25 protein-coding genes are annotated in these 24,360 nt (G+C 67.1%); 11 read left to right on the plus strand and 14 right to left on the minus strand.

The window, feature by feature from the left end; translation table 11 throughout:
* Positions 1-94: 94 nt before the first annotated feature.
* The gene (gene purD, locus FGK63_RS00230; RefSeq protein ID WP_138839594.1) at positions 95-1,357 is read right to left on the minus strand and encodes a phosphoribosylamine--glycine ligase; all 1,263 of its coding nucleotides are present in this window, start codon (positions 1,355-1,357) and stop codon (positions 95-97) included.
* Positions 1,358-1,434: 77 nt separating this feature from the next.
* Here purD and xseA point away from each other — a divergent pair, with 77 nt between their 5' ends.
* Positions 1,435-2,922, plus strand: coding sequence for an exodeoxyribonuclease VII large subunit (gene xseA / locus FGK63_RS00235; protein WP_138839595.1), 1,488 nt, complete (start codon positions 1,435-1,437; stop codon positions 2,920-2,922).
* 16 nt (positions 2,923-2,938) lie between these two features.
* On the opposite strand, the gene FGK63_RS00240 is transcribed toward xseA, so the two are convergent.
* Positions 2,939-3,334 (minus strand): hypothetical protein, encoded by a 396-nt coding sequence (locus FGK63_RS00240; RefSeq protein WP_138839596.1) that lies wholly within the window; start codon positions 3,332-3,334, stop codon positions 2,939-2,941.
* Between the two features lie 150 nt (positions 3,335-3,484).
* Here FGK63_RS00240 and FGK63_RS00245 point away from each other — a divergent pair, with 150 nt between their 5' ends.
* The 5 genes from FGK63_RS00245 to FGK63_RS00265 all read left to right on the plus strand — a co-directional run bounded on the left by FGK63_RS00245 (position 3,485) and on the right by FGK63_RS00265 (position 7,763).
* On the plus strand, positions 3,485-4,123 hold the full coding sequence (locus FGK63_RS00245) for a lysoplasmalogenase (protein WP_138839597.1): 639 nt from the start codon (positions 3,485-3,487) through the stop codon (positions 4,121-4,123).
* A gap of 58 nt (positions 4,124-4,181) precedes the next feature.
* A complete protein-coding gene (gene ftsY / locus FGK63_RS00250; protein ID WP_138839598.1) occupies positions 4,182-5,342 on the plus strand; it encodes a signal recognition particle-docking protein FtsY in 1,161 nt (386 codons plus the stop codon).
* Positions 5,343-5,423: 81 nt separating this feature from the next.
* Complete coding sequence (locus FGK63_RS00255; RefSeq protein WP_138839599.1) at positions 5,424-6,326, plus strand: EamA family transporter; 903 nt, start codon at positions 5,424-5,426, stop codon at positions 6,324-6,326.
* Positions 6,327-6,342: 16 nt separating this feature from the next.
* Complete coding sequence (locus tag FGK63_RS00260) at positions 6,343-6,948, plus strand: inner membrane-spanning protein YciB (RefSeq protein ID WP_138839600.1); 606 nt, start codon at positions 6,343-6,345, stop codon at positions 6,946-6,948.
* Between the two features lie 146 nt (positions 6,949-7,094).
* The gene (locus FGK63_RS00265; protein WP_138839601.1) at positions 7,095-7,763 is read left to right on the plus strand and encodes a Crp/Fnr family transcriptional regulator; all 669 of its coding nucleotides are present in this window, start codon (positions 7,095-7,097) and stop codon (positions 7,761-7,763) included.
* A 243-nt stretch (positions 7,764-8,006) separates the two neighbouring features.
* Here FGK63_RS00265 and FGK63_RS00270 read toward each other — a convergent pair whose 3' ends face one another.
* The 6 genes from FGK63_RS00270 to rpiA all read right to left on the minus strand — a co-directional run bounded on the left by FGK63_RS00270 (position 8,007) and on the right by rpiA (position 14,139).
* The gene (locus tag FGK63_RS00270) at positions 8,007-9,443 is read right to left on the minus strand and encodes a DegQ family serine endoprotease (protein WP_138840412.1); all 1,437 of its coding nucleotides are present in this window, start codon (positions 9,441-9,443) and stop codon (positions 8,007-8,009) included.
* A gap of 244 nt (positions 9,444-9,687) precedes the next feature.
* Positions 9,688-9,882, minus strand: coding sequence for a DUF2065 domain-containing protein (locus FGK63_RS00275; protein WP_138839602.1), 195 nt, complete (start codon positions 9,880-9,882; stop codon positions 9,688-9,690).
* The gene (gene hflC, locus FGK63_RS00280) at positions 9,882-10,760 is read right to left on the minus strand and encodes a protease modulator HflC (RefSeq protein WP_138839603.1); all 879 of its coding nucleotides are present in this window, start codon (positions 10,758-10,760) and stop codon (positions 9,882-9,884) included. Before hflC ends, FGK63_RS00275 begins: the two co-directional genes overlap by 1 nt.
* Positions 10,760-11,908, minus strand: coding sequence for an FtsH protease activity modulator HflK (gene hflK / locus FGK63_RS00285; RefSeq protein ID WP_138839604.1), 1,149 nt, complete (start codon positions 11,906-11,908; stop codon positions 10,760-10,762). Before hflK ends, hflC begins: the two co-directional genes overlap by 1 nt.
* A 72-nt stretch (positions 11,909-11,980) precedes the next feature.
* Positions 11,981-13,339 carry a glutathione-disulfide reductase gene (gene gor / locus FGK63_RS00290; protein ID WP_138839605.1) on the minus strand — a complete coding sequence of 453 codons (1,359 nt, stop codon included), beginning with the start codon at positions 13,337-13,339 and terminating at the stop codon, positions 11,981-11,983.
* 11 nt (positions 13,340-13,350) lie between these two features.
* Positions 13,351-14,139 (minus strand): ribose-5-phosphate isomerase RpiA, encoded by a 789-nt coding sequence (gene rpiA, locus FGK63_RS00295; protein WP_138839606.1) that lies wholly within the window; start codon positions 14,137-14,139, stop codon positions 13,351-13,353.
* A 136-nt stretch (positions 14,140-14,275) separates the two neighbouring features.
* Between rpiA and FGK63_RS00300 the strand changes: the two genes are divergently transcribed.
* The 4 genes from FGK63_RS00300 to FGK63_RS00315 all read left to right on the plus strand — a co-directional run bounded on the left by FGK63_RS00300 (position 14,276) and on the right by FGK63_RS00315 (position 18,201).
* A complete protein-coding gene (locus FGK63_RS00300) occupies positions 14,276-15,052 on the plus strand; it encodes a methyltransferase domain-containing protein (RefSeq protein WP_138839607.1) in 777 nt (258 codons plus the stop codon).
* A 110-nt stretch (positions 15,053-15,162) separates the two neighbouring features.
* Positions 15,163-15,864, plus strand: coding sequence for a glutathione S-transferase family protein (locus tag FGK63_RS00305; protein WP_138839608.1), 702 nt, complete (start codon positions 15,163-15,165; stop codon positions 15,862-15,864).
* Entirely contained in the window at positions 15,865-17,238 is a 1,374-nt protein-coding gene (locus tag FGK63_RS00310) for an L-serine ammonia-lyase (protein ID WP_138839609.1), read from the plus strand.
* A 45-nt stretch (positions 17,239-17,283) separates the two neighbouring features.
* Positions 17,284-18,201, plus strand: a complete 918-nt coding sequence (locus FGK63_RS00315; RefSeq protein WP_138839610.1) for a DMT family transporter — start codon at positions 17,284-17,286, stop codon at positions 18,199-18,201.
* Here the strand turns inward: FGK63_RS00315 and FGK63_RS00320 are convergent.
* Positions 18,146-18,829: a thiamine diphosphokinase gene (locus tag FGK63_RS00320; RefSeq protein ID WP_246043878.1), complete on the minus strand. Its 684-nt coding sequence runs from the start codon at positions 18,827-18,829 to the stop codon at positions 18,146-18,148. The genes FGK63_RS00315 and FGK63_RS00320 overlap by 56 nt on opposite strands.
* Before the next feature lie 147 nt (positions 18,830-18,976).
* Here FGK63_RS00320 and FGK63_RS00325 point away from each other — a divergent pair, with 147 nt between their 5' ends.
* Entirely contained in the window at positions 18,977-20,785 is a 1,809-nt protein-coding gene (locus tag FGK63_RS00325; protein ID WP_138839612.1) for a hypothetical protein, read from the plus strand.
* 129 nt (positions 20,786-20,914) lie between these two features.
* Here FGK63_RS00325 and FGK63_RS00330 read toward each other — a convergent pair whose 3' ends face one another.
* From FGK63_RS00330 to nthA, 5 genes are all read right to left on the minus strand, one after another.
* Positions 20,915-21,157 carry a DUF2842 domain-containing protein gene (locus FGK63_RS00330; RefSeq protein ID WP_138839613.1) on the minus strand — a complete coding sequence of 81 codons (243 nt, stop codon included), beginning with the start codon at positions 21,155-21,157 and terminating at the stop codon, positions 20,915-20,917.
* Positions 21,157-22,452, minus strand: coding sequence for an adenylosuccinate synthase (locus FGK63_RS00335; RefSeq protein ID WP_138839614.1), 1,296 nt, complete (start codon positions 22,450-22,452; stop codon positions 21,157-21,159). The genes FGK63_RS00330 and FGK63_RS00335 overlap by 1 nt, the downstream gene beginning before the upstream one ends.
* Positions 22,453-22,682: 230 nt before the next feature.
* The gene (locus FGK63_RS00340; RefSeq protein WP_138839615.1) at positions 22,683-23,018 is read right to left on the minus strand and encodes a nitrile hydratase accessory protein; all 336 of its coding nucleotides are present in this window, start codon (positions 23,016-23,018) and stop codon (positions 22,683-22,685) included.
* Positions 23,015-23,686, minus strand: a complete 672-nt coding sequence (gene nthB, locus FGK63_RS00345; RefSeq protein WP_138839616.1) for a nitrile hydratase subunit beta — start codon at positions 23,684-23,686, stop codon at positions 23,015-23,017. Before nthB ends, FGK63_RS00340 begins: the two co-directional genes overlap by 4 nt.
* A complete protein-coding gene (nthA, locus tag FGK63_RS00350; RefSeq protein WP_138839617.1) occupies positions 23,683-24,297 on the minus strand; it encodes a nitrile hydratase subunit alpha in 615 nt (204 codons plus the stop codon). Before nthA ends, nthB begins: the two co-directional genes overlap by 4 nt.
* Between the last annotated feature and the right edge of the window lie 63 nt (positions 24,298-24,360).

Genomic DNA, 24,360 nt, shown 5'->3' on the forward strand with positions numbered 1-24,360 from the left:
ATCATAATCCGCGAGAAAGACAAAAGAAAACCGCAACCGCGGCCCGATCCGCGAATTCACGGGCCAGGCGGGCGACGCCGAACGTCTATCCGCGTCAAAGCGCCCGCCAGCCGATGTCCCGGCGGTAAAACCCGCCCGGCCAATCGACGGCCTTGACCATGGCATAGGCCCGGTCGCGCGCTTCCTGCAGCGTATCGCCGCGCGCCGTCACGTTCAGCACCCGCCCGCCATTGGCAAGGATGGCGCCGCCCTCGGCCTTGGTGCCCGCATGGAACACCATGTTGCGGCTGTCCTCGGGCAGATCGTCCAGCCCCTTGATTTCGGTGCCTTTCTCGTAGGAACCGGGATAGCCCTTGGCCGCCATCACCACCGTCATCGCGTGGTCGTCGGCCCAGTTCACCCGCGCCTCGCCCAGACGCCCCTCAGCCGCCGCATGCATCAGGTCCAGCGCCTGCCCGCCCAGCCGCATCATCAGCACCTGGCATTCGGGATCACCGAAACGGACGTTGTATTCGACCAGCCGCGGCTGCCCGTCCCTGATCATCAACCCGGCGTACAGCACCCCCTGGAACGGCGTGCCCCGCCGCGCCATCTCGGCCATCGTCGGGCGCACGATCTCGTCCATCGCGCGGGCCTCGATCTCGGCGCTCAGGACCGGCGCGGGCGAATAGGCCCCCATGCCGCCGGTGTTGAGGCCGGTGTCGCCCTCGCCCACCCGCTTGTGATCCTGCGCCGTGCCCACCGACAGGATGTTCTGCCCGTCGCACAGCACGAAAAGCGAGGCTTCCTCGCCCTCCATGAACTCCTCGATCACAACTTCGGCCCCGGCCCCGCCAAAGGCGCCGCCGAACATGTCGTCCACCGCTTCCAGCGCCGTCGCCTCGTCCATCGCCACGATCACGCCCTTGCCCGCGGCCAGACCGTCGGCCTTGACCACGATCGGCGCGCCCTGTTCGCGGATATAGTCCCTGGCCGGCCCGGCCTCGGTGAACCGCGCATAGGCGGCGGTCGGGGCCCCGGCGGCGTCGCAGATCTCCTTGGTGAAGCTTTTCGAGGCTTCCAGCCGCGCCGCCTCGGCGGACGGCCCGAAGACCAGGATCCCCGCCTCGCGCAGCCGGTCCGCAACGCCCGACGCCAAGGGAGCTTCGGGACCCACGACCACGAAGTCGATGGCGTTCTCTTCGGCGAAACTCACCACCGCGCCGCCGTTCTCGATGTCCAGCGCCGCGCATTCGGCGATCTGCGCGATCCCCGCATTGCCCGGCGCCACGATCAGCCGGTCGCATTTGGGATTCTGCATCACCGCCCAGGCCAGGCTGTGCTCGCGTCCGCCGCTGCCGAGAATGAGGATGTTCATGGGGGCTGTCTCCGATCTGCTTGGCCTCGCCTGCGCGGCGTTCTAAGCTGCGCGCGCAGGCGAAACAAGGCGATGAAATGTCCGATCTGATCGACGACCCCATTCCGGGGCAGAACATGCCCGAATACACCGTTTCGGAGATCTCCGGCGAGGTGAAGCGCACGCTGGAAGGCAGCTTTGGGCGAATCCGCGTGCGGGGCGAGGTCGGGCGCGTGTTCAAGGCCCGCTCGGGGCACCTCTATTACGACATCAAGGACGACCGCAACGTGCTGGCCTGCACGACCTGGAAAGGCCAGATCGACGGGCTGTCGGTGGTGCCCGAGGAAGGGCTCGAGGTCGTCGTCACCGGCCGCCTCACCGCCTTCGGCGCGCAGTCGAAATACAACCTCAACGTCGACGAGGTGGCGGTTGCCGGTCAGGGCGCGCTAATGGCGCTGCTGGAAAAACGCAAGAAACAGCTTGAGTCCGAGGGGCTGTTCGCGCCCGAACGCAAGAAGCCCCTGCCCTACCTGCCGCAGATCATCGGCGTCGTGACCTCGCCCTCGGGCGCGGTGATCCGCGACATCCTGCACCGCCTGCGCGACCGCTTTCCGCGCAAGGTACTGATCTGGCCGGTCGCGGTGCAGGGGTCCAGCTGCGCCCCCGAGGTGGCCCGCGCCATCGAAGGGTTCAACCGCCTGACGCCCGGCGGCGCGCTGCCCCGGCCGGATCTCATCATCGTCGCCCGCGGCGGCGGCTCGATCGAGGATCTCTGGGGCTTCAACGAGGAAATCGTGGCCCGCGCCGCCGCCGCCTCGCAGATCCCGCTGATCTCGGCCGTGGGGCACGAGACCGACACCACACTGATCGACTACGTCTCGGACCGCCGCGCGCCCACGCCCACCGCCGCCGCCGAGCTGGCGGTGCCGGTGCGGATGGAGCTTCTGGCCTGGACCGGCCAGCAGGGCGCGCGCCTGTCCCGCGCCGCCACCGACGCCGTGCAGCGCCGCGCCCAGCGCCTGCGCGACCTGTCCCGCGCCCTGCCGCGGGCCGAAACCCTGCTCGACAGCCCCCGCCAGCGGCTGGACCTGATCGCGGACCGCCTCGCCCCTGCATTGCAGCGCGGCGTGCAGAACCGCAGGCTGCAGGTCGTGGAACTGTCCGCCCATTTGCGGCCATCCACCTTGAGAAACCTGGTGAAAACGCGCCAGGACCAGCTTCGCAACCTGTCCTCGCGCCTGTCGGTGCGCCCGATCCGGCGCGAAATCGAGGTTCAGCGCCAGGCCGTCAACCGCCTGTCCGACCGGCTGAACGCCGCCCAGATCAACCGCATCGACCGGCTGCGCAAACAGGTCGATGCCACCGAACGCCTGCGCATCTCGCTGGGCTACGAATCGACGCTTGAACGCGGCTTTGCCGTGGTCCGGGCCGAGGGCCGGATCGTGACCTCAAAGGAAGAAGCCAGCCGCCATGCAAGCCTCGAGATCCAGTTTGCCGACGGCCGCATGACCACCGGATCGACTGCCGCGAAACCGCCGGCGAAAAAGGATAAACCCGAACCGCCCGATCAGGGGACGCTGTTCTGAGCCCCGGCCCGGCGGGTCAAACGCCCACTTCCGGCCCGTGGCACAGCATCTCTTCCCCGATGTCCTCCGCCTCATAAAGCTCGGTCGCCTCGGGGTCGCCCTCGAACCGGGCGATCAGCCCCGAGGGCGACTGCAGAAACACCCAGCATTGCGGGTCCAGCCGGTCTTCGTAGATGAAACAGATCTGCTCTTCCTGCTCGTACCAGACGCCCTCCTTGCAGTCGCCGTCCAGGAACGACCAGATCACGCGCCGGTTGGGCAGGTAGCGCTCGACCCCGTAGGCCACGCCGTCGAACCCGTAGAACAGCGTTTTCCCCTGCGTGTAGGCGTCGAATTCCGCGGCCGACATCGGTTCTTCGGCCCAGGCCGCTGGGCCTGACAAAAGCACGAGAATCACCAGACGCGTCAGCATGGGCCGATTGTGTCAGATCGGACAACCCGCCGCCACATCCCAACCCCGCACCCGATAACTCGACGTCAGCCTTGCCCGGCGCCGCCCCTTGCAGGTTGACTGCGCGGGGGAAACCTCGTCCCGGGCCGCAACCAGCAAGGGGGCCATCGAATGCCGCATATCCTGTATTGGCTCGCCGCCGCCTGCGCGCTGGCCTACCTGCCGCTGACGGCCCGCCCCGCCGGCATGATCCGCACCCTGCTGAAAACCGCGTCGGTCGCCCTGCTCGCCCTGCTTGCCGCCAGCCAGGGCGGACCGGCGCTGCTGGTCGCGGCGCTTGCGCTCTGCGCCGTGGGCGACGCCCTGCTCTCGCGCGAGACCGAAGGCGCCTTCATGGCCGGGATCGGCGCTTTCGCCGCCGGGCATCTGGCCTATGTCGCGCTGTTCCTGACGCATCCCGACAGCGATCCGGCCCGGATCTTCGACAGCCCGGGCGTGGTCTGGACCCTGATCCTACTCGGCGTGGTCATGGCCACGCTGCTTTCGCAGCGCGCGGGCGATCTCAGGGGGCCGGTTCTGGCCTATATCCCCATCATTCTCGGCATGGGAATAACGGTTCTCGCGCTGCCCGACGCCGGCTCGCTGCGCTGGGCGCTGCCGGCGGCCTTGGCGTTCATCGCCTCGGACCTGATCCTGGCGACCGAAAGGTTCCTCCTGCCGCCCGAACACCCCGCGCTGCGGCTGACGCCCTACCTCGTCTGGCCGCTCTACTGGGGCGCGCAGGCAGGCTTCACCTTGGCCTTCGCCTGACCCTTTGCAACCGGCGCCAATCCGCATTAGGTGAGGGGAACACCTGCGGAGACCTCACATGGCGTTTTTCTCAAAGCTCAAGGACCGGCTGTTCAAATCCTCCTCGCGGCTCGAACAGGGGCTGGACGCGATCGTCGAAGAGGGTGGCGAGGAAACGCCCCCCACCCCCGACCCGGTGATCCCCGAGCCCGAGCCGGAACCGCAGCCGGTTCCCGAGGTGCCCGAGCCCGCACCGGTGCCGCAGCCGGTGGAAACGCCCTCGCCCATCCCGGCCGATCCGGTGCCCGCCCCGCCGCCGCCCGAGGACCCGGCACCCGAGGCGCAGACGAAACCGGGCCTGCTGGGCCGCCTGTTCACCCGCGCCGACACCCGCACCGTGATCCGGCGCACGCTCGACGACGACATGCTCGAACAGCTCGAAGAGCTGCTGATCGCCGCCGACATGGGCGTCGACACCGCCCTGCGCGTGACCGCCAACATGGCCGAAGGCCGCTATGGCAAGAAGCTGTCCACCGACGAGATCAAGCAGCTTCTGGCGCGCGAGGTGGCCCGCATCATGGAGCCCGTCGCCAAGCCCCTGCCGATCTACCCCAAACGCCCGCAGGTCGTTCTGGTCGTGGGCGTCAACGGCTCGGGCAAGACCACGACCATCGGCAAGCTCGCCAGCCAGTTCAGGGCGGCGGGCAAGAAGGTGGTCATCGCCGCCGGCGACACTTTCCGCGCCGCGGCGGTCGAACAGCTGCAGATCTGGGGCGATCGTGCCGGCGTGCCGGTTCTGACCGCGCCCGAGGGCTCGGACCCCGCCTCGCTCGCTTTCGACGCCCTGACCAAGGCGCAGCAGGACGGCGCCGACCTGCTGATGATCGACACCGCCGGCCGGCTGCAGAACCGCGCCGACCTGATGGAGGAACTGGCCAAGATCGTCCGCGTCATCCGCAAGAAGGACGAGACCGCCCCGCACAACACGCTCCTGGTGCTGGACGCCACCACGGGCCAGAACGCGCTCAGCCAGGTCGAGACCTTCCAGAAGCTGGCCGATGTCTCGGGCCTTGTAATGACCAAGCTCGACGGCACCGCCAAGGGCGGCGTCCTGGTGGCGCTGGCCGACAAGTTCGGACTGCCGATCCACGCCATCGGCGTCGGCGAACAGATCGACGACCTCGCCCCATTCGACCCCGAGGAATTCGCGGCCGCCCTGACCGGCCTCAACGCCGCCTGATCTTCACCTTTTTCCAAATACTCCCGGGGGTCCGGGGGCAGGCAGCCCCCGGCCTCTCCTCCCGGCGCAAAGGCCCTCCTGTTGAGCGAATGGCTGATTTCCCTTGAAGGCACCGAGGCGGGCCACCAGCTCGCCCTCGGCCTTGCCCTGATGGCGGCCTTCCTGCACGCGGTCTTCGGCGCATTGCAGAAGGGCCGGCATGATCCGTGGCTGTCGCGGGGCGCAATCGACGCCTCCTACGGGCTCATGGCCGCCCCCTTCGCGCTGTTCGTGGTGCCCTGGCCCGAACCGCACATGTGGCCGATCTTCGCCACCGCCTGGCTGATCCACACCTTCTACAAGATCCTACAGGCGATGGCCTATTCCAAGGGCTCCTACACGGTCGTCTACCCGGTGGTGCGCGGGACGGGGCCCCTGTTCACCGTGATCGGCGCATACCTGCTGTTCGGCGAGATCTTCACCGTCACGCAATGGCTGGGCGTCGCGGTGCTGCTGTCCGGCATCTTCGGCCTTGCCGCCTACAACCTGCGCTACCTCGAAACCAACCGGGACACGCTGGTTCTGGCGCTGGGCCTGGCCTTCGCGACCGGGCTGTTCGTGGCGCTCTACACCACCTACGACGCCTACGGCATCCGCGCCACCGCCGACCCCTTCACGTTCCTCGCCTGGTTCTTCATGATCGACGGCGTCGTCATGCCGGTCTACGCGTTCCTGCGCTGGCGGGCGATGATCAACCGGCCCACGCCCGGCCCGCTGATGCTGCGCGGCTTCGTCGGCGGCATCGTCGCCTTCCTGTCCTTCGGCGCGATCATGCTGGCCACCCGGCTGGACAAGGTGGGCGAGGCCGCCGTATTGCGGGAAACCTCGACGGTGTTTGCAGCCCTGATCGGTTGGCTGGTACTGAAAGACACCGTTGGTCCGCGGCGAATCGCGCTGATGACCTTGATTGCGCTCGGCGCGGTAATAGTTGAAATGGGCGGATAGGCAGCAGGACGAAGGCATGGCAGGAAAGAAAGAGATCAACCCGCTTTTCAAGCAGGTGCTGGAACTGGGGCCGCCGCTGGCGTTCTTCTTCATCTACCTGCGCCTGCGCGACGACACCTTCGTGATCGGCGGAACCGACTATTCCGGCTTCATCGTCGCCACGGTGCTGTTCGTGCCGATCATGCTGGCCGCCATGGCGACGCTCTGGTTCATGACCGGCAAGCTCAGCCGGATGCAGATCTTCACCGCCTTCATGGTGATCTTCTTCGGCGGCCTGACCGCATGGTTCAACGACGAACGCTTCTTCAAGATGAAGACCACGCTGGTCTACGGCTTCTTCTCGGTCATTCTCGGGATCGGACTGCTGCAGGGCAAATCCTACCTGGCCTACGTGCTGGACGAGATGCTGCCCATGCGCCACGAAGGCTGGATGATCCTGACCCGCCGCCTGTGTGCAGGCTTCGCCCTGCTGGCGGCCGCGAACGAGCTGGTCTGGCGCACGATGTCGACCGACCTCTGGGTCAAGATCGAAACATTCGGCTTTCCGCTGGCGCTGATGGGCTTCCTGATGATGCAGTTCAACCTCTTGCAGCAATACATGGACGATCAGGGCGGCAACTGACCGGCTGCCGCGCCTCCGTTCCCCCTCGATGGCCCGCCCGGGCGGCCTGCCCAGGCGCCGAACAGGCGGTCAACCCCTTGGAATATTGCTCCAGTTGTGAAAAATGGTCCAACCACTCGACTTCCTGCAGGAGCAACCCGGCGCGCATGAATGGCTTTCCCGACACTGGTTTCCTGTCCGATGCCTCGGACCGGCTCAAGGCCATGCTGTCGGCGCAGGCTTCCGAGATCACGCTCGCGCGTGGCCAAGTCCTGTTTGAGCAGGGTGACGAAGGCAACGCGCTCTACGCGGTGGTCGAGGGAACGCTCGAAGTCTCCTTCCTCGCCATGAGCGGGCGCAAGCTGTCGCTGGCCCTCATGCGGCCCGGCGAGGTGTTCGGCGAAATCGCCCTGTTCGACCGCGGCCCGCGCACCGCGACCGTGTCGGCGGCCGAGCCGTCGCGCGTCCTGCGGGTCCGCAGCAGCGACGTGATGGCCCAGATCAAGTCGCACCCGGAACTGGCCGTGGACCTGATCCGGCTGGCCGGATTGCGGATGCGCTACATGGGCTCGCAACTCAACGAACAGGTGTTCCTGCCCTTGCCGATCCGGCTGGCGCGCAAGCTGCTGCTTCTGTCCGGTCAGCAGGACGACCGCGGCAACCAGATCAAGCTGTCGCAGAGCGAACTGGCCGAATTCGTCGGCGCCACGCGCGAGGCGGTGTCCAAGACGCTGTCGGTCTGGAAGCGTGAAGGCGTGATCGACGCCACCCGCGGCGGGCTGGCCATCCGCGATTTCGACGCCTTGGCCAAGCTGGCGGATTCCGATCTGATCTGATCCGGGCGGCGAATCCGCCCGTGTGATCCTGTTCACAGACAGGCGCCCGCAATGTCCCTAACCTGATCAAGGTTACCGAAGGGGGCCGGGTTATCATCCCCGATATCTGTCCGAAACGGCCTTTCCTGTAACAGAGCCACATGCCACGGCATGTGGCTCTTTTCCGTTCCGCGCGGAACCGTCGCCCGTCCAAAGAAAAACGGCCGGGCGTGAACCCGGCCGCCGCATTCCCGTTGCCCGCCCCTATTCCGACAGGCTCAGCGCCACGAAACGAGGCTCACCGCCGCGGCGCACCAGCAGCAACAGCGACTTGCGCCCCGCCTCCTTGGCTTCCTCCATCCGGGATTCCAGGTCCGCGATGGTCTCGACCTTCTGCTGACCGGCCTCGGTGATCACGTCGCCGACGCGCAGCCCCTTGGTGAAGGCTTCCGACGCCTCGTCCACCTTGGTCACGACCAGACCCGTCGCGTCGCCGTCCAGGCCAAGCTCGCTGCGCACCTTGTCCGTGAGCGGCGCGATCGTCAGGCCCAGGATGTCCTTCTCCGCCTCGGCCGGCGCTTCCGAGGTCGAAGGCGCTTCGGTCTCGGCGCGTTCCGCATCCTCGCGCCGCCCCAGCGTCACAAGGACGGTCTGCGTGCCGCCCTCGCGGTAGACCACGACGCGCACCGACTTGCCGACGGTCGTCTCTCCGACCTGGCGCACCAGCGCCCGTGTGTCCGCGACCTCGACGCCGTCAAAGCTCAGGATGACATCGCCGGCCAGCAGCCCCGCCTCTTTCGCGGGCCCTTCGGGCACGTCGCTGATCAGGGCGCCGCCCGGTTTCTCAAGCCCCATGGCCTCGGCCATGTCCTCGGTCACGTCCTGGATCCGCACGCCCAGCCAGCCGCGGCGGGTTTCACCGAATTCGCGCAGCTGTTCCACGACCTTGACCACGACGTTCGAGGCCATCGAGAATCCGATCCCGATCGAGCCGCCGTTGGGCGACAGGATCGCGGTGTTCACGCCGATCACCTGACCATCCATGTTGAACAGCGGCCCGCCCGAATTGCCCCGGTTGATTGCCGCGTCCGTCTGGATGTAGTCGTCATAAGAACCGCTGAGTTCGCGGTTGCGCGCCGAAACGATCCCCGCCGAAACCGAGAATCCCTGGCCCAGCGGGTTGCCCATCGCGATCACCCAGTCGCCGACGCGGGCGGTGTCGCTGTCTCCGAACTTGACGAATTTCAGCGGCCCTTCCGCCTCGACCTTGAGCAGCGCGATGTCGGTCTTTTCGTCCGTGCCGATCACCTTGGCCGGCAGTTCCTTCTTGGGCTGTCCGTCGCCCGGAAAGAACTCGACAAGGATTTCGTCGGCCTCGGCGATGACGTGGTTGTTGGTGACGATGAACCCGTCCTCGGAAATCACGAAACCAGAGCCCAGCGCGTTGCTGCGGCGCGGCCGGTTCTCGTCGTCGCCGTTGCGCTCCTGGAATTCGCGGAAGAAATCCTCGAACGGCGAGCCTTCGGGAACGATACCCAGCGGACCGGTACGGCCCTCGACCAGAGTCGTCGTGGTGATGTTGACCACCGCCGGGCTGATCCGTTCAGCCAGCGGCGCAAGACTGTCCTGGCGCGCCTGCGCCGACACGACCTGCATGAGCACGAACAGCATGGTCAGCAATGCAAGCCACGCCAGCCGCATCTTCAGTAGAATACCGTCCTGCCCGATTGAAATACTGCGTGCCTTTGCCTGCACTGGAGGTCTCCTTGTCGCCAACCCGTTCTCCGGCTGGCGCGGGGCCTGCCGGTGCTTGTGGCATTTAATGTAGTCAGTTTGGCCAAGCCCGCAACTCGGGATCGCGGGTAAATCACCTGCAATCGCGTCCATTATCGCCATCCGGTGCACAAATTCGCAGCCCGATGCCGGGGCGAACCGCCGCCTGCCGTCAGAAACCCAGCTGATACGCCCCCCACAGCAGGATCAGGCCGCTGACGACGCAGAGCAGGCCGACGTTCCTGCGGGCGCTTTCCGGCAGGGCCCGCAGGGCCTCGAGCATACGCTCGACAAGCGAAGGGGCCAGCGCATAGGCCAGCCCCTCGACGATCAGAACCAGCCCGAAGGCCAGAAGGATCATGCCCATCACCGGGCCTGCCGTCCGGTGGACGAACCCAGGTAGTTGAAGAACTCCGAATCCGGGCTCAGCACCAGCGAGCTGTTGCCGCCGGTCAGGGCGCGCTCATAGGCCGACAGCGAGCGGTAGAATTCGAAGAAATCCGGATCCTTGCCAAAGGCTTCGGCAAAGATCGCGTTGCGCTGGGCATCGGCCTCACCGCGGATGATCTCGGCCTCGCGCCGCGCCTCGGAAACCAGTTCCACCACGGTCCGGTCGGCCTGCGCGCGCACGCGCTGCGCCGCTTCGTTGCCTCGGGCGCGTTCGTCCGTCGCCTCGCGCTCGCGCTCGGCCTTCATCCGTTCGAACGTGGCCTCCAGGTTGGCCTGCGGCAGGTCGGTCGCCTTCAGACGCACGTCGATGACGTCGACGCCCAGCGCCCGCGCCTCGGCGATGGCGCTGTTGCGGATGCGCAGCATCAGCGCCGCACGGTCAGAGCTCAGGATGTCCTTGGACGAGACCGAACCCAGAACCTCGCGCGTCTCGGCGCGCAGGATGCGGTCCAGACGGTCCTCCGCCACGGGAACGCCGCCGACGCCGACGGCCTGCCGGAACTGCTCCACGTTCGCGATGCGATAGCGGGCGAAGGCGTCCACCACCAGGCGGCGGTCATCCAGCGGCGTGACCTCCAGCGGCTGCACGTCGATCGACAGGATGCGGTCGTCATAACGCACGACCTCCTGGATGAGCGGGATCTTGAAGGCGAGCCCGGGGTCTTCCTTGACCGAGACCACGCGGCCGAACTGAAGCACCAGCGCCTTTTCGCGCTCGTCCACGATGAAGATGGACGACAGCGCCACCACCACCGCGATCACCAGAACCGGCAGAAGAAATGTCGATTTACGCATCAGTTGCTCTCCTCGGTGGTGTTGCGGCGCAGTTCGTTCAGCGGCAGATAGGGCACGACGCCCTGCCCTTCGCCGGTGGCGTTCTCGTCCAGGATGATCTTGTTCACGTCGCCCAGCACCTGCTCCATCCGTTCCAGATAAAGACGCTTGCGCGTCACGTCCGGCGCCTTGCGGTACTCCTCCAGAACCGCGCTGAAGCGGCTGGCCTCACCCTGCGCCTCGTTGACCTGCTGCGCGCGGTAGGCTTCGGATTCCTCGAGGATCTGCGCGGCTTCACCGCGCGCTTCGGCAAGCACCCGGTTAGCATAGGCGTCGGCCACGTTCTGCAGCCGGTCGCGTTCCTGCGCCGCGGCCTGAACGTCGCGGAAGGATGCAATCACCTCCTGCGGCGGGTCGGCCTTGTCGAAGTTCACGCGGATGATGTTGACGCCGGAATCGTAGCTGTCGAGCGTCGACTGGATCAGTTCCTGCAAGCGGTCGGCAATGATGCCCCGGTCACGGTTCAGGATCGGCGCCAGTTCCGACTGCGCGATGATCTCGCGCATGGCCGATTCCGAGACGGCCCGGATCGTCGGGCCCGGATCACGCAGGTTGAACAGGAACTTGGCCGGGTCGTTGATGTTCCACACCACCTGATAGTCGATGTCGACCACGTTCTCGTCGCCGGTCAGCATCAGCTCGCCCTCGGCCCCGCGCGAGCCGCCGCTGCCCATGTCCTCGGTCTGTTCGCGGGTGACCGCGATGACTTCGGCCGTTACCAGCGGCCAGGGTGCGAAGTTCAGGCCCGGCTGTCCGATGGCGGAAAACTCGCCCAGGAACAGTTCGACCGACTGTTCTTCCGGCTTGACGGTATAGAAACTGGCCGCCGCCCACAGGCCCGCGGCCACCAGCACACCCAGCATCACGGTGCCGCGGGTAAAGATCGGCCCGCCGCCGCCCGGGCCGCGGCCATCGCCGCCGCGCCCGCCGCCGCCGCGCCCGCCCATCAGCACGCGCAGCTGCTCCTGACCCTTCTTCATCAGCTCGTCGATCTCGGGGATCTGGGGGCCATCGCCATCGGGCGGACGCCGTCCGCCGCCGTTGTTGCCCTTGTTTCCTCCTCCGGAAGAGCCTCCGCCCCCCCAGGGGCCACCGCTGTTGCCCGCCATATGTCGTGTTTCCCTTTTCTCAGCCCGTGTGATCACGGCGTTAGTTCTAACCTGTATCCCGGCAGGTGCAAATCAAGCGCTGCGCACGGGATGCCGCATGGTGACCAGTTCCTCGGCCATGACCGGGTGCACGGCCACCGTCCGGTCGAAGTCTTCCTTGGTCGCGCCCATCTTGACCGCGATTCCGGCAAGCTGGATCATCTCGCCCGCGCCCGGCGCCACGATGTGGCAGCCCAGCACCTTGCGGGTCGCCTTGCTGACGATCAGCTTCATCAGAACCCGCTGCGACCGCCCGGCAAAGGACTGCTGCATCGGCTTGAACGAAGTCGCGTAGACCTCGATCGGCTCCTGCTCGGCGGCCTCCTCCTCGCTCAGCCCCACCGTGCCCATCTCGGGCTGGGTGAAGATGGCGGTCGGGATCAGCTCGTGATCCACGGGCGTCGGGTTGCCCTTGAACACGGTCTCGACAAAGGCCATGCCCTCGCGGATCGCCACCGGGGTCAGGTTCACCCGGTCGGTCACGTCGCCGATGGCGTAGATCGACGGCACGCCGGTCTGGCTGTATTCGTCCACCACGATCTCGCCCTTGCGGCCGCGCTCGACGCCCACCGCCTCAAGCCCCATGTCGTCCGCATTCGGCGCGCGGCCGGTGGCGTACATCACCACGTCGAACAGCCGTTCGGTGCCATTGGTCGCCTTGACCCGGATCTTGTCGCCGTCGCGCGCCATTTCCAGCACGTTGGTGCCCAGATGCACGTCAACGCCGTTCTGGCACATCTCCTCGCAGATCAGGCCGCGCGCCTCGTCGTCGAAGCCGCGCAGGATCTGCGCGCCGCGGTAGAACTGGGTGGTCCTGACGCCCATCCCGTTCATGATCCCGGCAAATTCGCAGGCGATATAGCCGCCGCCGACGATCAGCATGGTCTCGGGCAGCTTGTCCAGATGGAAGATCTCGTTCGAGGTGATCGCCAGGTCCGAGCCCGGAAACTCCGGCACGACCGGATGGCCGCCGGTGGCAATCAGGATGTGCTTGGCCGTCTTGCGCGTGCCGTCGGCCAGTTCCACCGTATGCGGATCGACCAGTCGCGCCCGTTGGTCGAAGCTTTCGACGCCGTTGGTCTTCAGAATGTTGCGGTAGACGCCTTCCAGCCGGTCCAGTTCCGCGTGCAGCTTGCCCTTGAACACGGTCCAGTCGAAGGCCCCCGGCTGGATGTCCCAGCCATAGGCCTGCGCATCCTCGACCATGCCGGAATATTCGCTGGCGAAAACCATGAGCTTCTTCGGCACGCAGCCGCGGATCACGCAGGTTCCGCCGTACCGGTCCTCTTCGGCCAGCGCGACCTTCGCGCCGGTCTCGCCCGCCGCCACGCGCGCCGCCCGCACACCGCCGGAACCGCCGCCGATGACGAACAGGTCATAGTCAAAGCTCATGCAATTCTTCCTCAATCCGCCAGGTCGGTGAACAGGTTGTCCTTCTCAGCCACATCGACCTGGTCATGTTCTATCGTGCCTTCGTTGATGTCGCGAACCTCGACCCGGCCATCGCCGAATCCGATCACGACCCTGTCACAGATATCGATGAACAAACCATTTTCAACCACGCCGGGCACCTGATTGAGCACAAGCGCCAGCTGACGCGCATTGCCGATCCGCTGCAGGTGCAGGTCCAGGATGTGGTTGCCCTCGTCGGTGACGTACGGGGCGCCGCCGCTCATCCTAAGCGCCGCCGAGCGGCCCAGAACGTCCAGCGCGACCAGCGTTTCCTCGATCAGCGACCGCGTGGTCTGCCAGCCGAACGGAATGACCTCGACCGGCAGCGGGAACGCGCCCAGCTTCTCGACCTCCTTGCCCGCATCCGCGATCACGACCATCTGGTCGCTGGCGGTGGCGACGATCTTTTCCTGCAGCAGCGCGCCGCCGCCGCCCTTGATCAGGTTCAGCTCCCCGTCGAACTCGTCCGCCCCGTCGATGGTGATGTCCAGCCAGCCCGCCTGATCCAGCGAAACGACCTCGATCCCCACTTCGCGCGCCAGTTCGGCCGTGCGGGTCGACGTCGGCACGCCCTTGATCCGCAGCCCCTCGTCCCGCACCATCTCGCCCAGGCAGCGCACCAGCCACGCGGCCGTCGACCCGGTGCCAAGCCCAACGCGCATCCCGTCCTGAACCATTTCGGCGGCACGCTTCGCGGCGACGAACTTGGCCCTGTCGATGGGCGACAATTCTCCGGTCATGGCAGCATCTCCAATGCAGGTTTTGCGCCCTTATAGGCAATGTGTTCGACCGGCGCGAGGGGCATGGCACGCTTTCCTCGCGCGAAACCCCGGTTTTTGGTAATCTTCTCCGGGGGTACGCGGGGGGTACGCGCACATGCTGCAATTCGACGAGGCCACGGCCCGGTTCCTGGACAACGCCTATCTCGGGGCCGACGTGTCGCGCCGCCGCCGGGCAAGTTTCGACGCCGTCGCCCCCGCACCCGGCGACACCATCCTCGACCTGGGATGCGGCAACGGCCTGCTGACGCTGGAACTGGCGCGCGCCGTCGGCCCGTCCGGGCAGGTGACCGGGCTCGATCCCAGCGCCGACATGCTTGCCTCGGCCCGGACCCGCTGCTCCGGCCGCGACAATGTCGATCTGGTCGAGGGCACGGCCGAGGACTTGCCCTTCCCGCCCTCGCAATTCGACAAGGCGGTGTCGCTGCAGGTCTTCGAATATTTCCACGACATGCGCCCCGCCCTGCGCGAGTTGAACCGCGTGCTGCGCCCCGGCGGCCGCCTGGTCATCGGCGACATGCACTGGGACACCCTGGCTTGGCACAGCGACCATCCCGAGCGGATGGCGCGGATGCTTCGCCTCTGGGACGGCCACCTTGCCGAACGCTGCGTTCCCGCGGTGCTGCCGGACCGGCTCAGGGAATGCGGATTTGCCGTCGACCGGGTGGAACCGGTGGTGTTCTGCGACACGGTGCTGCGCGCCGACGGGCTGGCCGCCATGATGATTCGCCTGATCGCGGCCTATGCAAGCCGGAACGGCGACCTGCCCCCGGCCGAGGCGAAGGCCTGGGCGAGCGAACAGGAAAACCTGGCCGAACAGGGGCGCTTCTTCATGTCGATCACCCATTTCGTGTGGATTGCGCACAAGGCATAGGCCCGCCCGCGCCCCGCCCCCGCCAAACATGTCGGCAAAATGCGCGTTTCCAATGGGAAACGTCGCAATCGGAGATTTGTGAATCGCTTCCCGGAACTAGATTGACGCCCATGGAAACGCCCTACCGCCTGCATTACGCCCCCGACAACGCCTCGCTGATCATCCGGCTGGCGCTGGAAGAGATGGGCCTGCCCTACGAGACCGTCCTCGTGAACCGCGCAACGCGCGAACAGGACAGCGCCGCCTACCGCGCCCTGAACCCCAATGGGCTGATCCCGGTGCTGGAAACCCCGCAGGGCCCGATCTTTGAAACCGCGGCCATCCTGCTGTGGCTGGCGGACGCCCACGGGCAACTGGCCCCGGCTCCGGACAGCGCCGACCGCGCGGCCTTTCTCAAATGGCTGTTCTTCACCTCGAACACCCTGCACGCCGACCTGCGCATCCTGTTCTACCCCGAGCTCTACATCGCCGCCGAGGCCGCCGGGACCCTGCGCGCCGGCATATGCCCGCGCCTGCGCCGCCACCTGTCGCTGCTGGACGCCGAGGCCAGGGCCCGCCCCGGCTGGCTAGACCCCGAACACCCGTCGGTTCTGACCTGGTACATCGCTTGCCTGCTGCGCTGGATGGTCCTCTACCCCGCGGCCGGCGACCGAAGCTGGTTCAACCTGACCGACACGCCCCATCTGCAGCGCATCCTGCAAGGGCTGGAAACCCGCCCCGCCACCCGCGCCGCGATCGCGGCCGAGGGGCTGGGGGCCACGCCCTTCACCTCACCCGCCTATCCCAACCCTCCTGAAGGCTCCGCGACCTAAATGTTCCTCTCCGTCTTCGACATGTTCAAAGTGGGCGTCGGCCCCTCCTCCTCGCACACGATGGGGCCGATGGTGGCCGCCGCGCGGTTCCTCGACCTGATGCGCGCCTCGCCGTTCGAGTTCCACGGCCTCCGCGCCTCGCTGCACGGCTCGCTCGCCTTCACCGGCGTCGGCCACGCCACCGACCGCGCGACGATCCTCGGCCTGGCCGGCTTCGCCCCCGACACCTACGACCGGGAAAAGGCCGAAACGGTCCTGGCGGGCATCGCCAAAACGCACACCGTCTCGCCCGATGGCCTGCCGACGCTGAGGTTCGATCCCAAGACCGACCTGATCTTCGACTACGACCACGCGCTGCCCGGCCATGCCAACGGCATGATTCTGATGGCGACCGACGCCCAGGGCGACGTGATCCTGAAACAGGTCTACTACTCGGTCGGCGGCGGCTTTGTGCTGACCGAAGAGGAGCTGGCCGCCGGCAAGGACACCAATGACGGGCCGCCGGTCCCCTTCCCGTTCAAATCCGCCGCCGAGATGCTGGAAATGGCCGCGGCCTCTGGCAAATCCATCGCCCAGATGAAGCGCGCCAACGAAATCGCGCGCGGCTGCGAGGTGTCCTTCGCCAAGGGCACCGCCCGGCTGTGGGAAGTGATGAACAACTGCATCGAGCGCGGCCTGTCCACCGACGGCATCCTGCCCGGCGGCCTTGGCGTGCGCCGCCGCGCTAAGGGCATCCATGACGCGCTGCAGGCCGAGCGCGGCATGAACCTGAACGCGCCGCACACGATCAACGACTGGATGAGCGTCTACGCCATGGCGGTGAACGAGGAAAACGCCGCCGGCGGTCAGGTCGTCACCGCGCCCACAAACGGCGCCGCGGGCGTGCTGCCGGCGGTGCTGCGCTACTATCTCGACCACGTTCCGGGCGCCTCCGAAAGCCATATCGAGGATTTCCTGCTGACCGCCGCCGCCATCGGCGGCCTGGTCAAGTACAACGCCTCGATCTCGGGCGCCGAGGCGGGCTGCCAGGCCGAAGTGGGCAGCGCCGCGGCGATGGCCGCCGCCGGTCTGTGCGCCGTCATGGGCGGCACGCCGGAACAGGTGGAAAACGCCGCCGAGATCGCGCTGGAGCACCATCTCGGCATGACCTGCGATCCGGTCAAGGGCCTGGTGCAGGTGCCCTGCATCGAACGCAACGGCCTTGGCGCGATCAAGGCGGTTTCCGCGGCCTCGCTGGCCCTGCGCGGCGACGGCAAGCATTTCGTGCCGCTCGACGCGGTGATCGAGACCATGCGCCAGACCGGCGCCGACATGCACGAGAAATACAAGGAAACCTCGCTGGGCGGCCTTGCTGTGAACGTGCCCAACTGCTGAACTTGGCCCTTTTCCGGCTGCGCGCCATGGCCTAGCGTGGCGCGCATGACCCAAGACCGCCCCCTTCTCGGCATCGTGCTGATGCTCGGCTTCTGCCTGCTCGCACCATTGGGCGATGCACTGGCGAAACTGCTGGGGGAAACCACGCCCATCGGCCTGCTGCTGCTTGCCCGCTTCGCCGTTCAGGCGGCGCTGCTGGTCCCGCTGATCGCCGTCACGGGACGGCCCTGGCGGATGCGCGGACGGATGCTGCGGCTGGCCATGCTGCGCACCGCGCTGCATATCGTCGGCATCGGCGCGATGTTCACCGGGCTTCAGTTCCTGCCGCTGGCCGATGCCATCGCCATCGCCTTCGTCATGCCCTTCATCATGCTGCTGCTGGGTAAATACGTGCTGGGCGAAGAGGTCGGCCCGCGCCGGCTCTGGGCCTGCGTGGTCGGGTTTGCCGGAACCCTGCTCGTGATCCAGCCCAGCTTCGCCGAGGTCGGTTTTCCCGCCCTCCTGCCGCTGGTGGTCGCGGTGGTCTTTGCCCTGTTCATGCTGGTCACGCGGCAGATGGCCAAGGAAACCGACCCGGTCGCGCTGCAGGCGGTTGCGGGCGTGATGGCCTCGGCGGTGCTGCTGCCGGTGCTGGCCGTCGGCACCCTGGCCGGACTTCCCGAACTGTCCTTCGCCGCGCCGCATGACGCCACGGCAGCCCTGCTGCTGCTGGCGATCGGCGTGCTGGGCACCGGAGCGCACCTGCTGATGACCTGGTCGCTGCGCTATGCGCCCTCGGCCACGCTGGCGCCGATGCAATATCTGGAAATCCCCGTCGCGACCCTGTTCGGATGGATGATCTTCCGCGACCTGCCGAACGGCCTCGCCGCGCTGGGCATCGGCATCACCGTCGCCGCCGGCCTCTACGTCATCCTGCGCGAGCGGGCCACCGCCCGGCTTGCCCGGAAAGGAACGCCTGCGTGACCACCTCCAGCGCCTCGCGCGGCACCATCACCAGCAGGCCCGGCCCCTCCATCTCCAGTACCACCTCGCCCAGCGACCGGTTCGAGGTCCCGATGCGCCCGTCGGGTTCCAGGACCAGCCCATCGATCGGCCATTCCAGCCCCTGGCTGCGCCCCGTGACGCGCCGCATCGGAAACAGCGACACCACGCTGCCAGGCGTCACCGGCAGCCGGATCCACGGCGGCGCGTGAAAGATCACCTCGCGTTCGCCCAGCACCAGGCACGGCTGCTCCTGCCTGCGCACCAGCGAGTTGAACACCGCAAGCTGGTGGTCCACCCGCGCGCCCGAGAAACCGACGCCCAGCACCAGCGGCGCCTCGACATTGCGCAGCGCCTTGTCGAAATCCGTGGTGTCCTGTTCGCGAATCGGAAACAGCCGGTCTTCCGGTATCCGTTGCAGGTCTCCGGGCTGCAGCGAATCAAAATCGCCGATGACCACGTCGGGAAGCCGCCCGCTGGCCAGAACCGCACGCGCCCCGCCATCCGCCGCGACCAGGCAACTGACGCCGTTCAGCGTCAGATTCAGGTCATCCGGCCCGATTTGCCCGCCACCGACTAGGGTTATTGGGTTGTCAGACCGGACAATCACATCATTTTTAGACGCATTGGTCACATTTTCTGGTTTTGGACACATTCTGACCACAAAATGATACGCTGAATTACACAGTTTCGCGCCGAAATTGACGCCCGGCGCCGGGTAACGTGGACTCACTAGTTTGTAGAGGACGAGCGTCGCATGGTACAGAGCAACAAGGTATTGACCGTCTCTTACGGGACCTTTTCATGCACCTTGGAAGGGTTTGATGATTCCTTCGAGACGATGAAGGCCATCGCCGAATATTTCCGCGATCTCGCGGCGGACGACCGTTACTTCGGGTCCGAGCCGCCCCAGCCCGATGCCGAGATGCTTGCCCGTATCGCCCAGCGCGACATGACCCGCCGGGTCGAGGCGCGCCGCAACGACGACGGCATCGTCCTGCGCGCGACCGAAGCGGCGTCGTCCGGCGCGCTTTCCGCCGAACCCAAGCGCGACACGCACCGCCACGGCATCGCCGTCGCATCGACCCACCGGCCGCACGACCCGCAGCCGGCCCCCCCCGCCGCCGCCGCAGAAACCCCGAACGGGTCCGACGACCTGTCCGCGCCGGAACTCGCCGTGCTGAACCCGGCGCCGCAACCGATGCGCGCCGCCGCCCAACAGGAATACGAAGAGGAATACGAGGCCGAGCCGGTGGCGTCGCGCCCCGCGCCCCCCGCCGACAGCATCGCCGCCAAGCTCCAGCGCATCCGCGCCGTCGTTTCGCGCACCGACGAAAGCGTCGGCCAGTTCTCCGAGGACGAGGACGGCAACTACGGCGCGGGCGCCGAGCCTGTCGACGCCATCGCAGCCGCCTTCGCCGCGCAGCCCCCGGTCGAGCCCGAGTTGGAGGAAGAGCCGGAACCGGAAGCCGCCGAGGCCGAACAGCCGATCTTCGCCGAGGAACCGGAAACCGCCGAGGAACCGCAAGCCTTCATCGAAGACGCTCAGCCCGAACCCGCACCCGAACCCGAGCCCGAGGAAACGCCGGCCGGGGCCGACGCAGGCGTGCTGGTGCTGGAATCCGCCATCGAAGAAGAGGACGAAGACGAAGGCATCCTGTTCGCGGATCTCGAAGGCAGCGCCGAAGAGGAAGACGAGGACGACGATCTCCGCAACATCCTTGACGAGGACCAGGCGGCGGAACAGGCCGCCGAGACCGCGATTTCCGATCCGTCCGACGAGGACGAGATGGAAACGCCCGCCGGCACGCTCACCGAGCAGGACGAGGTCAACCTTCTCCGCAAGCTGGCCGACGTCGAGGCCGAACTCTTCGCCCGGGCGAACAGCCAGAGCGACGCCGGGGAAGAGGACGACCTGTCCCGCCTGATGGCCGCCGCCGACGAAAAGCTGGACGATCCGAATTCGGACGAAAACCGCCAGACCTACTCGCATCTGCGCACGGCCGTGGCCGCCACCGCGGCGGAACGGACCGCCAAGGGCGAATCCGGGTCCGACTCGGCCGACGAGGAATACCGCGAGGATCTGGCCTCGGTCGTCAGCCCGCGCCGCCCCGAGGTCGAAGTCACCAGCCGCCGCCCGGCGGCCGGGGAAAAGGCCCCTCTGCGCTTGGTGGCCGAGCAGCGGATCGACACGCGCGATGCCGCCGCCGAACACAAGGGCCCCGTGCAGCCGCGCCGGGTTTCCAGCACCGCCGATACGGATGAAGGCGAAAACGAAAGCGGCTTTGCCCGTTTCGCCGAAGAACAGGGCGCGCAGTCGCTGTCCGATCTGCTCGAAGCCGCCGCCGCCTACCTTTCCTTCGTCGAAGGCCAGGAGCAGTTCTCGCGCCCGCAGCTGATGAACAAGGTCCGGTCCCTGCAGATGGACGAGTTCAACCGCGAGGAAAGCCTGCGCTCCTTCGGCCAGCTTCTGCGCGACGGCAAGATCGAAAAGGCGGGCGGCGGGCGCTTTGCCGCGTCCAACCAGATCGGGTTCCGCCCCGACGACAAGCGCGCGGCGGGTTGACCCAAGCGAAATATCTCAAACGAAAAGGCCGGCAAATCGCCGGCCTTTTTGCTGCCTCTTCGCGGACATCACTGCAGCGCCGCGCGAACCCGCCCCCTGCCGGCTTCCAAGCCGGACAGGCCGGGGCGCCTACTTGTCCTTGTCGTCCGGATCCGCCTGCCCGACGCCGCGGAAGACGAACCTGAAGGGCAGCGCCCACAGGATCCCGAGCCCGACATAGACCAAAAGCTCCAGCCAGATCGGCGGCCGGTCCAGCAGGTTCAGCACCGTCACCACCGCGACGATGTAGAGCGGCAGGCCCACCAGCAGGATCACCAGCGACCAGCGGCGGCGGGCCTTGTAGCTCAGGCCCGGCTTCCCGTCCCCGCTCATCAGTCGGCGAAGGGATCGGTCACCAGGATGGTGTCGTCCCGCTCCGGGCTGGTGGACAGCAAGGCGACCGGGCATTCGATCAGCTCTTCGACCCGGCGCACGTATTTGATGGCGTTGGCGGGCAATTCGGCCCAGCTGCGCGCGCCTTCGGTGGATTCGCTCCAGCCGGGCATTTCCTCGTAGATCGGCTTGCAGCGGGCCTGGCTGTCGGCGGCTGTCGGCAGGTAGTCCAGGCGCTCGCCGTCCAGGTCATAGCCGACGCAGATCTTCAGCGTCTCGAACCCGTCCAGCACGTCGAGCTTGGTCAGCGAGATGCCGTTCACGCCGCTGGTGGCGCAGGTCTGGCGGACCAGGCAGGCGTCGAACCAGCCGCAGCGGCGCTTGCGCCCGGTGGTGGTGCCGAACTCGTGCCCGCGCTCGCCCAGGCGCTGCCCGTCCTCATCGTGCAGCTCGGTCGGAAACGGCCCCTCGCCGACGCGGGTCGTATAGGCCTTGACGATGCCCAGCACGAAATCGATCGACCCGGGCCCGATGCCGACACCGGTGGCCGCCTGACCCGCGATCACGTTCGACGAAGTGACGAAGGGATAGGTGCCAAAGTCGATGTCCAGCAACGCGCCCTGCGCGCCTTCGAACAGGATCCGCTTGCCGGCCTTGCGCTTCTCGTTCAGCACCTTCCAGACCGGCGCCGCAAAGGGCAGAATGTCCTGCGCGATCTCTCTCAGTTGCGCCAGCAGCGCGTCGCGGTCCACCGGCTCGATGCCCAAGCCTTTGCGCAACGGATCGTGATGCTGCAGCGCCCGGTCCACCCGCGCCTCGAGCGTCGCGTCATCCGCCAGGTCCGCCACCCGCACCGACCGGCGGCCCACCTTGTCCTCGTAGGCCGGGCCTATGCCGCGCCCGGTGGTGCCGATCTTGGTGCCCTTGCTGGCCGCTTCCTCGCGCGCCCGGTCCAACTCGCCGTGAATCGGCAGGATCAGCGGCGTGTTTTCGGCGATCATCAGGGTTTCCGGCGTGATCTCGACGCCCTTCGCCCGGATCGACTCGATCTCCTTCATCAGGTGCCAGGGATCCAGCACCACGCCATTGCCGATGACGCTCAGCTTGCCGCCGCGCACGACGCCCGAGGGCAGCGCGTGCAGCTTGTAGACCTCGCCGTCGATGACCAGAGTGTGCCCGGCATTGTGCCCGCCCTGAAAGCGCGCGATCACGTCCGCCCTTTCGCTGAGCCAGTCCACGATCTTGCCTTTCCCTTCGTCACCCCACTGGGCGCCGACAACAACCACGTTGGCCATATCCGGTCCTTTTGCACAGAAGTATCAAACCCGCGCCCGTATAGCGGTGCGCACAGATCAGGGAAACCGCAAATTCGACGCACCGGCGCGCCCGGCCCGGGATCGCGCTCTGCGCGATGCCTCCGGCGGGGGTATTTGCAGCCAGATCAAGACCGGATCCCCTGTTGATCTGGCCGGAATATCCCCCGGGAGAGTCGCGCCCACAGCGCGACGGGGGCAGAGCCTCCGACCTAGGCTTCCGGCAGGTGCACCGGCTGCCCGTGCGGCGTCGCCAGATAGGCCGCCTCCCAGGCTTCCCGCAACGCCGCCACCTCGACGGGCGCGGCGGCGCCATCCTCGGCCAGAATCATCTCCAGCGTCTGCAGCCAGGCGCGGAAATAGTCGTCGCCGCCGTTCAGGTCACGACCGGCCCCGTTGCGTTTCAGCGTTTCCGAAAACCGCCGGGCCCAGTCCTCCCAGCCGAACCGCCCCGCCTCGTTCAGCGCCACGGTCAGGGCAAAGACCTGCGCGTGCCAGGGCTGTTCGAAGACCGGCTCGGGGGCGGTATCCTCCACTGGCAGGCTCATGCCGGTTCCAGGTAGCTTTGCCACAGATCCAGCACCACTTCATCGTCGGGATGTTCGGGATGCGCCCAAAGCGCCCGCGCGGAAAAGCGCACCGCGTAGAGCGGTTCGGGCGCCTCGCCCAGACGATGCGCGTTGCTGTCGGGAAGCACGTGGTTGCCGTGACACCGCAGCACGTAGCCAAGCGCGCCGGCCACGTATCGCGGCAACCGGCTGTGGCCGCCGGAAACCAGCACGTTGTCGGCGGGCAGGCGCGTGCGTACGGCCTGACCCGGTGCGAAACGCGGCGCCGGCCCGCCCTTGCGATCCGCCGGTCCGCCCTTCGCCAGCACCCGCGCCACCTTGTCTGCCGTCAATGCCTTTTCGGAAAGAGTGTTCTCCGGCCCAGCTTCCCGCAGATCGTCTTCGGTCAGCGCGCCGGTTTCGACCAGCAGGTCCGCCAGCGCCGAGATCCATTTCTCGTAGTATGAAAACCGCACGTAATCCTTGGGCGAAAGCCGCTCGCGCGCATGGCGCGACATGTCGATGTTCCACAGGCCCAGCGCGCCGGCGGCCAGCGTCACCGCCAGAGCCCGCGCGTGCCAGTCCTCGGCAAAGACGGGCGCATCCTCGGGCTCAGGGCGCACCGCGCCGTCACCGAACCGCCCGCCCATGTCATGCGCGCGGGTCACGACGGCACCCCGGGCAGGCCGGTGCCGATCATGCTGTCGCGCGTGACCAGCGCCGCCAGATCGTCCTCGCCCATCCCCTCGGTCCCTCCGGGCCGCATCGGCAGCACGAGATAGCGGACTTCGGCCGTCGAATCCCACACCCGGACCGAGGTTTCCGGTGGCAGCGTCACGCCGAATTCCGCCAGCACCTTGCGCGGCTCGCGCACGGCGCGGGCGCGATAGGCGTCGGATTTGTACCATCCCGGCGGAATGCCCAGCAGCGGCCACGGATAGCAGCTGCACAGTGTGCAGACGACCATGTTGTGCTGCGCGGGCGTGTTTTCCACCACCACCACATGCTCGCCCTGCCGCCCGTAAAAGCCCAGATCCGCGATCAACGGCGTCGCGTCGGCCAGCAGTGCGGCCTTGAACTCCGGATCCGCCCAGGCCCTGGCCACCACGCGGGCGCCGTTCCGGGGGCCGATCCGGTTTTCATAGGTGTCGATGATCTCGTCCAGCGCCGCCGGATCGACCAGCCCCTTGCGGACGAGAATCGTCTCAAGCGCCTTCACCCGGAGCGCGGGGTCCGGCGGCAACAGGGCGTGCGGATGGTCGTCATCGTCATGTGGCATGGTCTCACGGTGCGCGAGCCGTGGCCGCCTGTCCAGCCCCTTTGGCACGATACCGGACATCGG

It is taken from the genome of Ruegeria sediminis (assembly GCF_005938215.1).
Classification (GTDB): Bacteria; Pseudomonadota; Alphaproteobacteria; order Rhodobacterales; family Rhodobacteraceae; genus Ruegeria; species Ruegeria sediminis.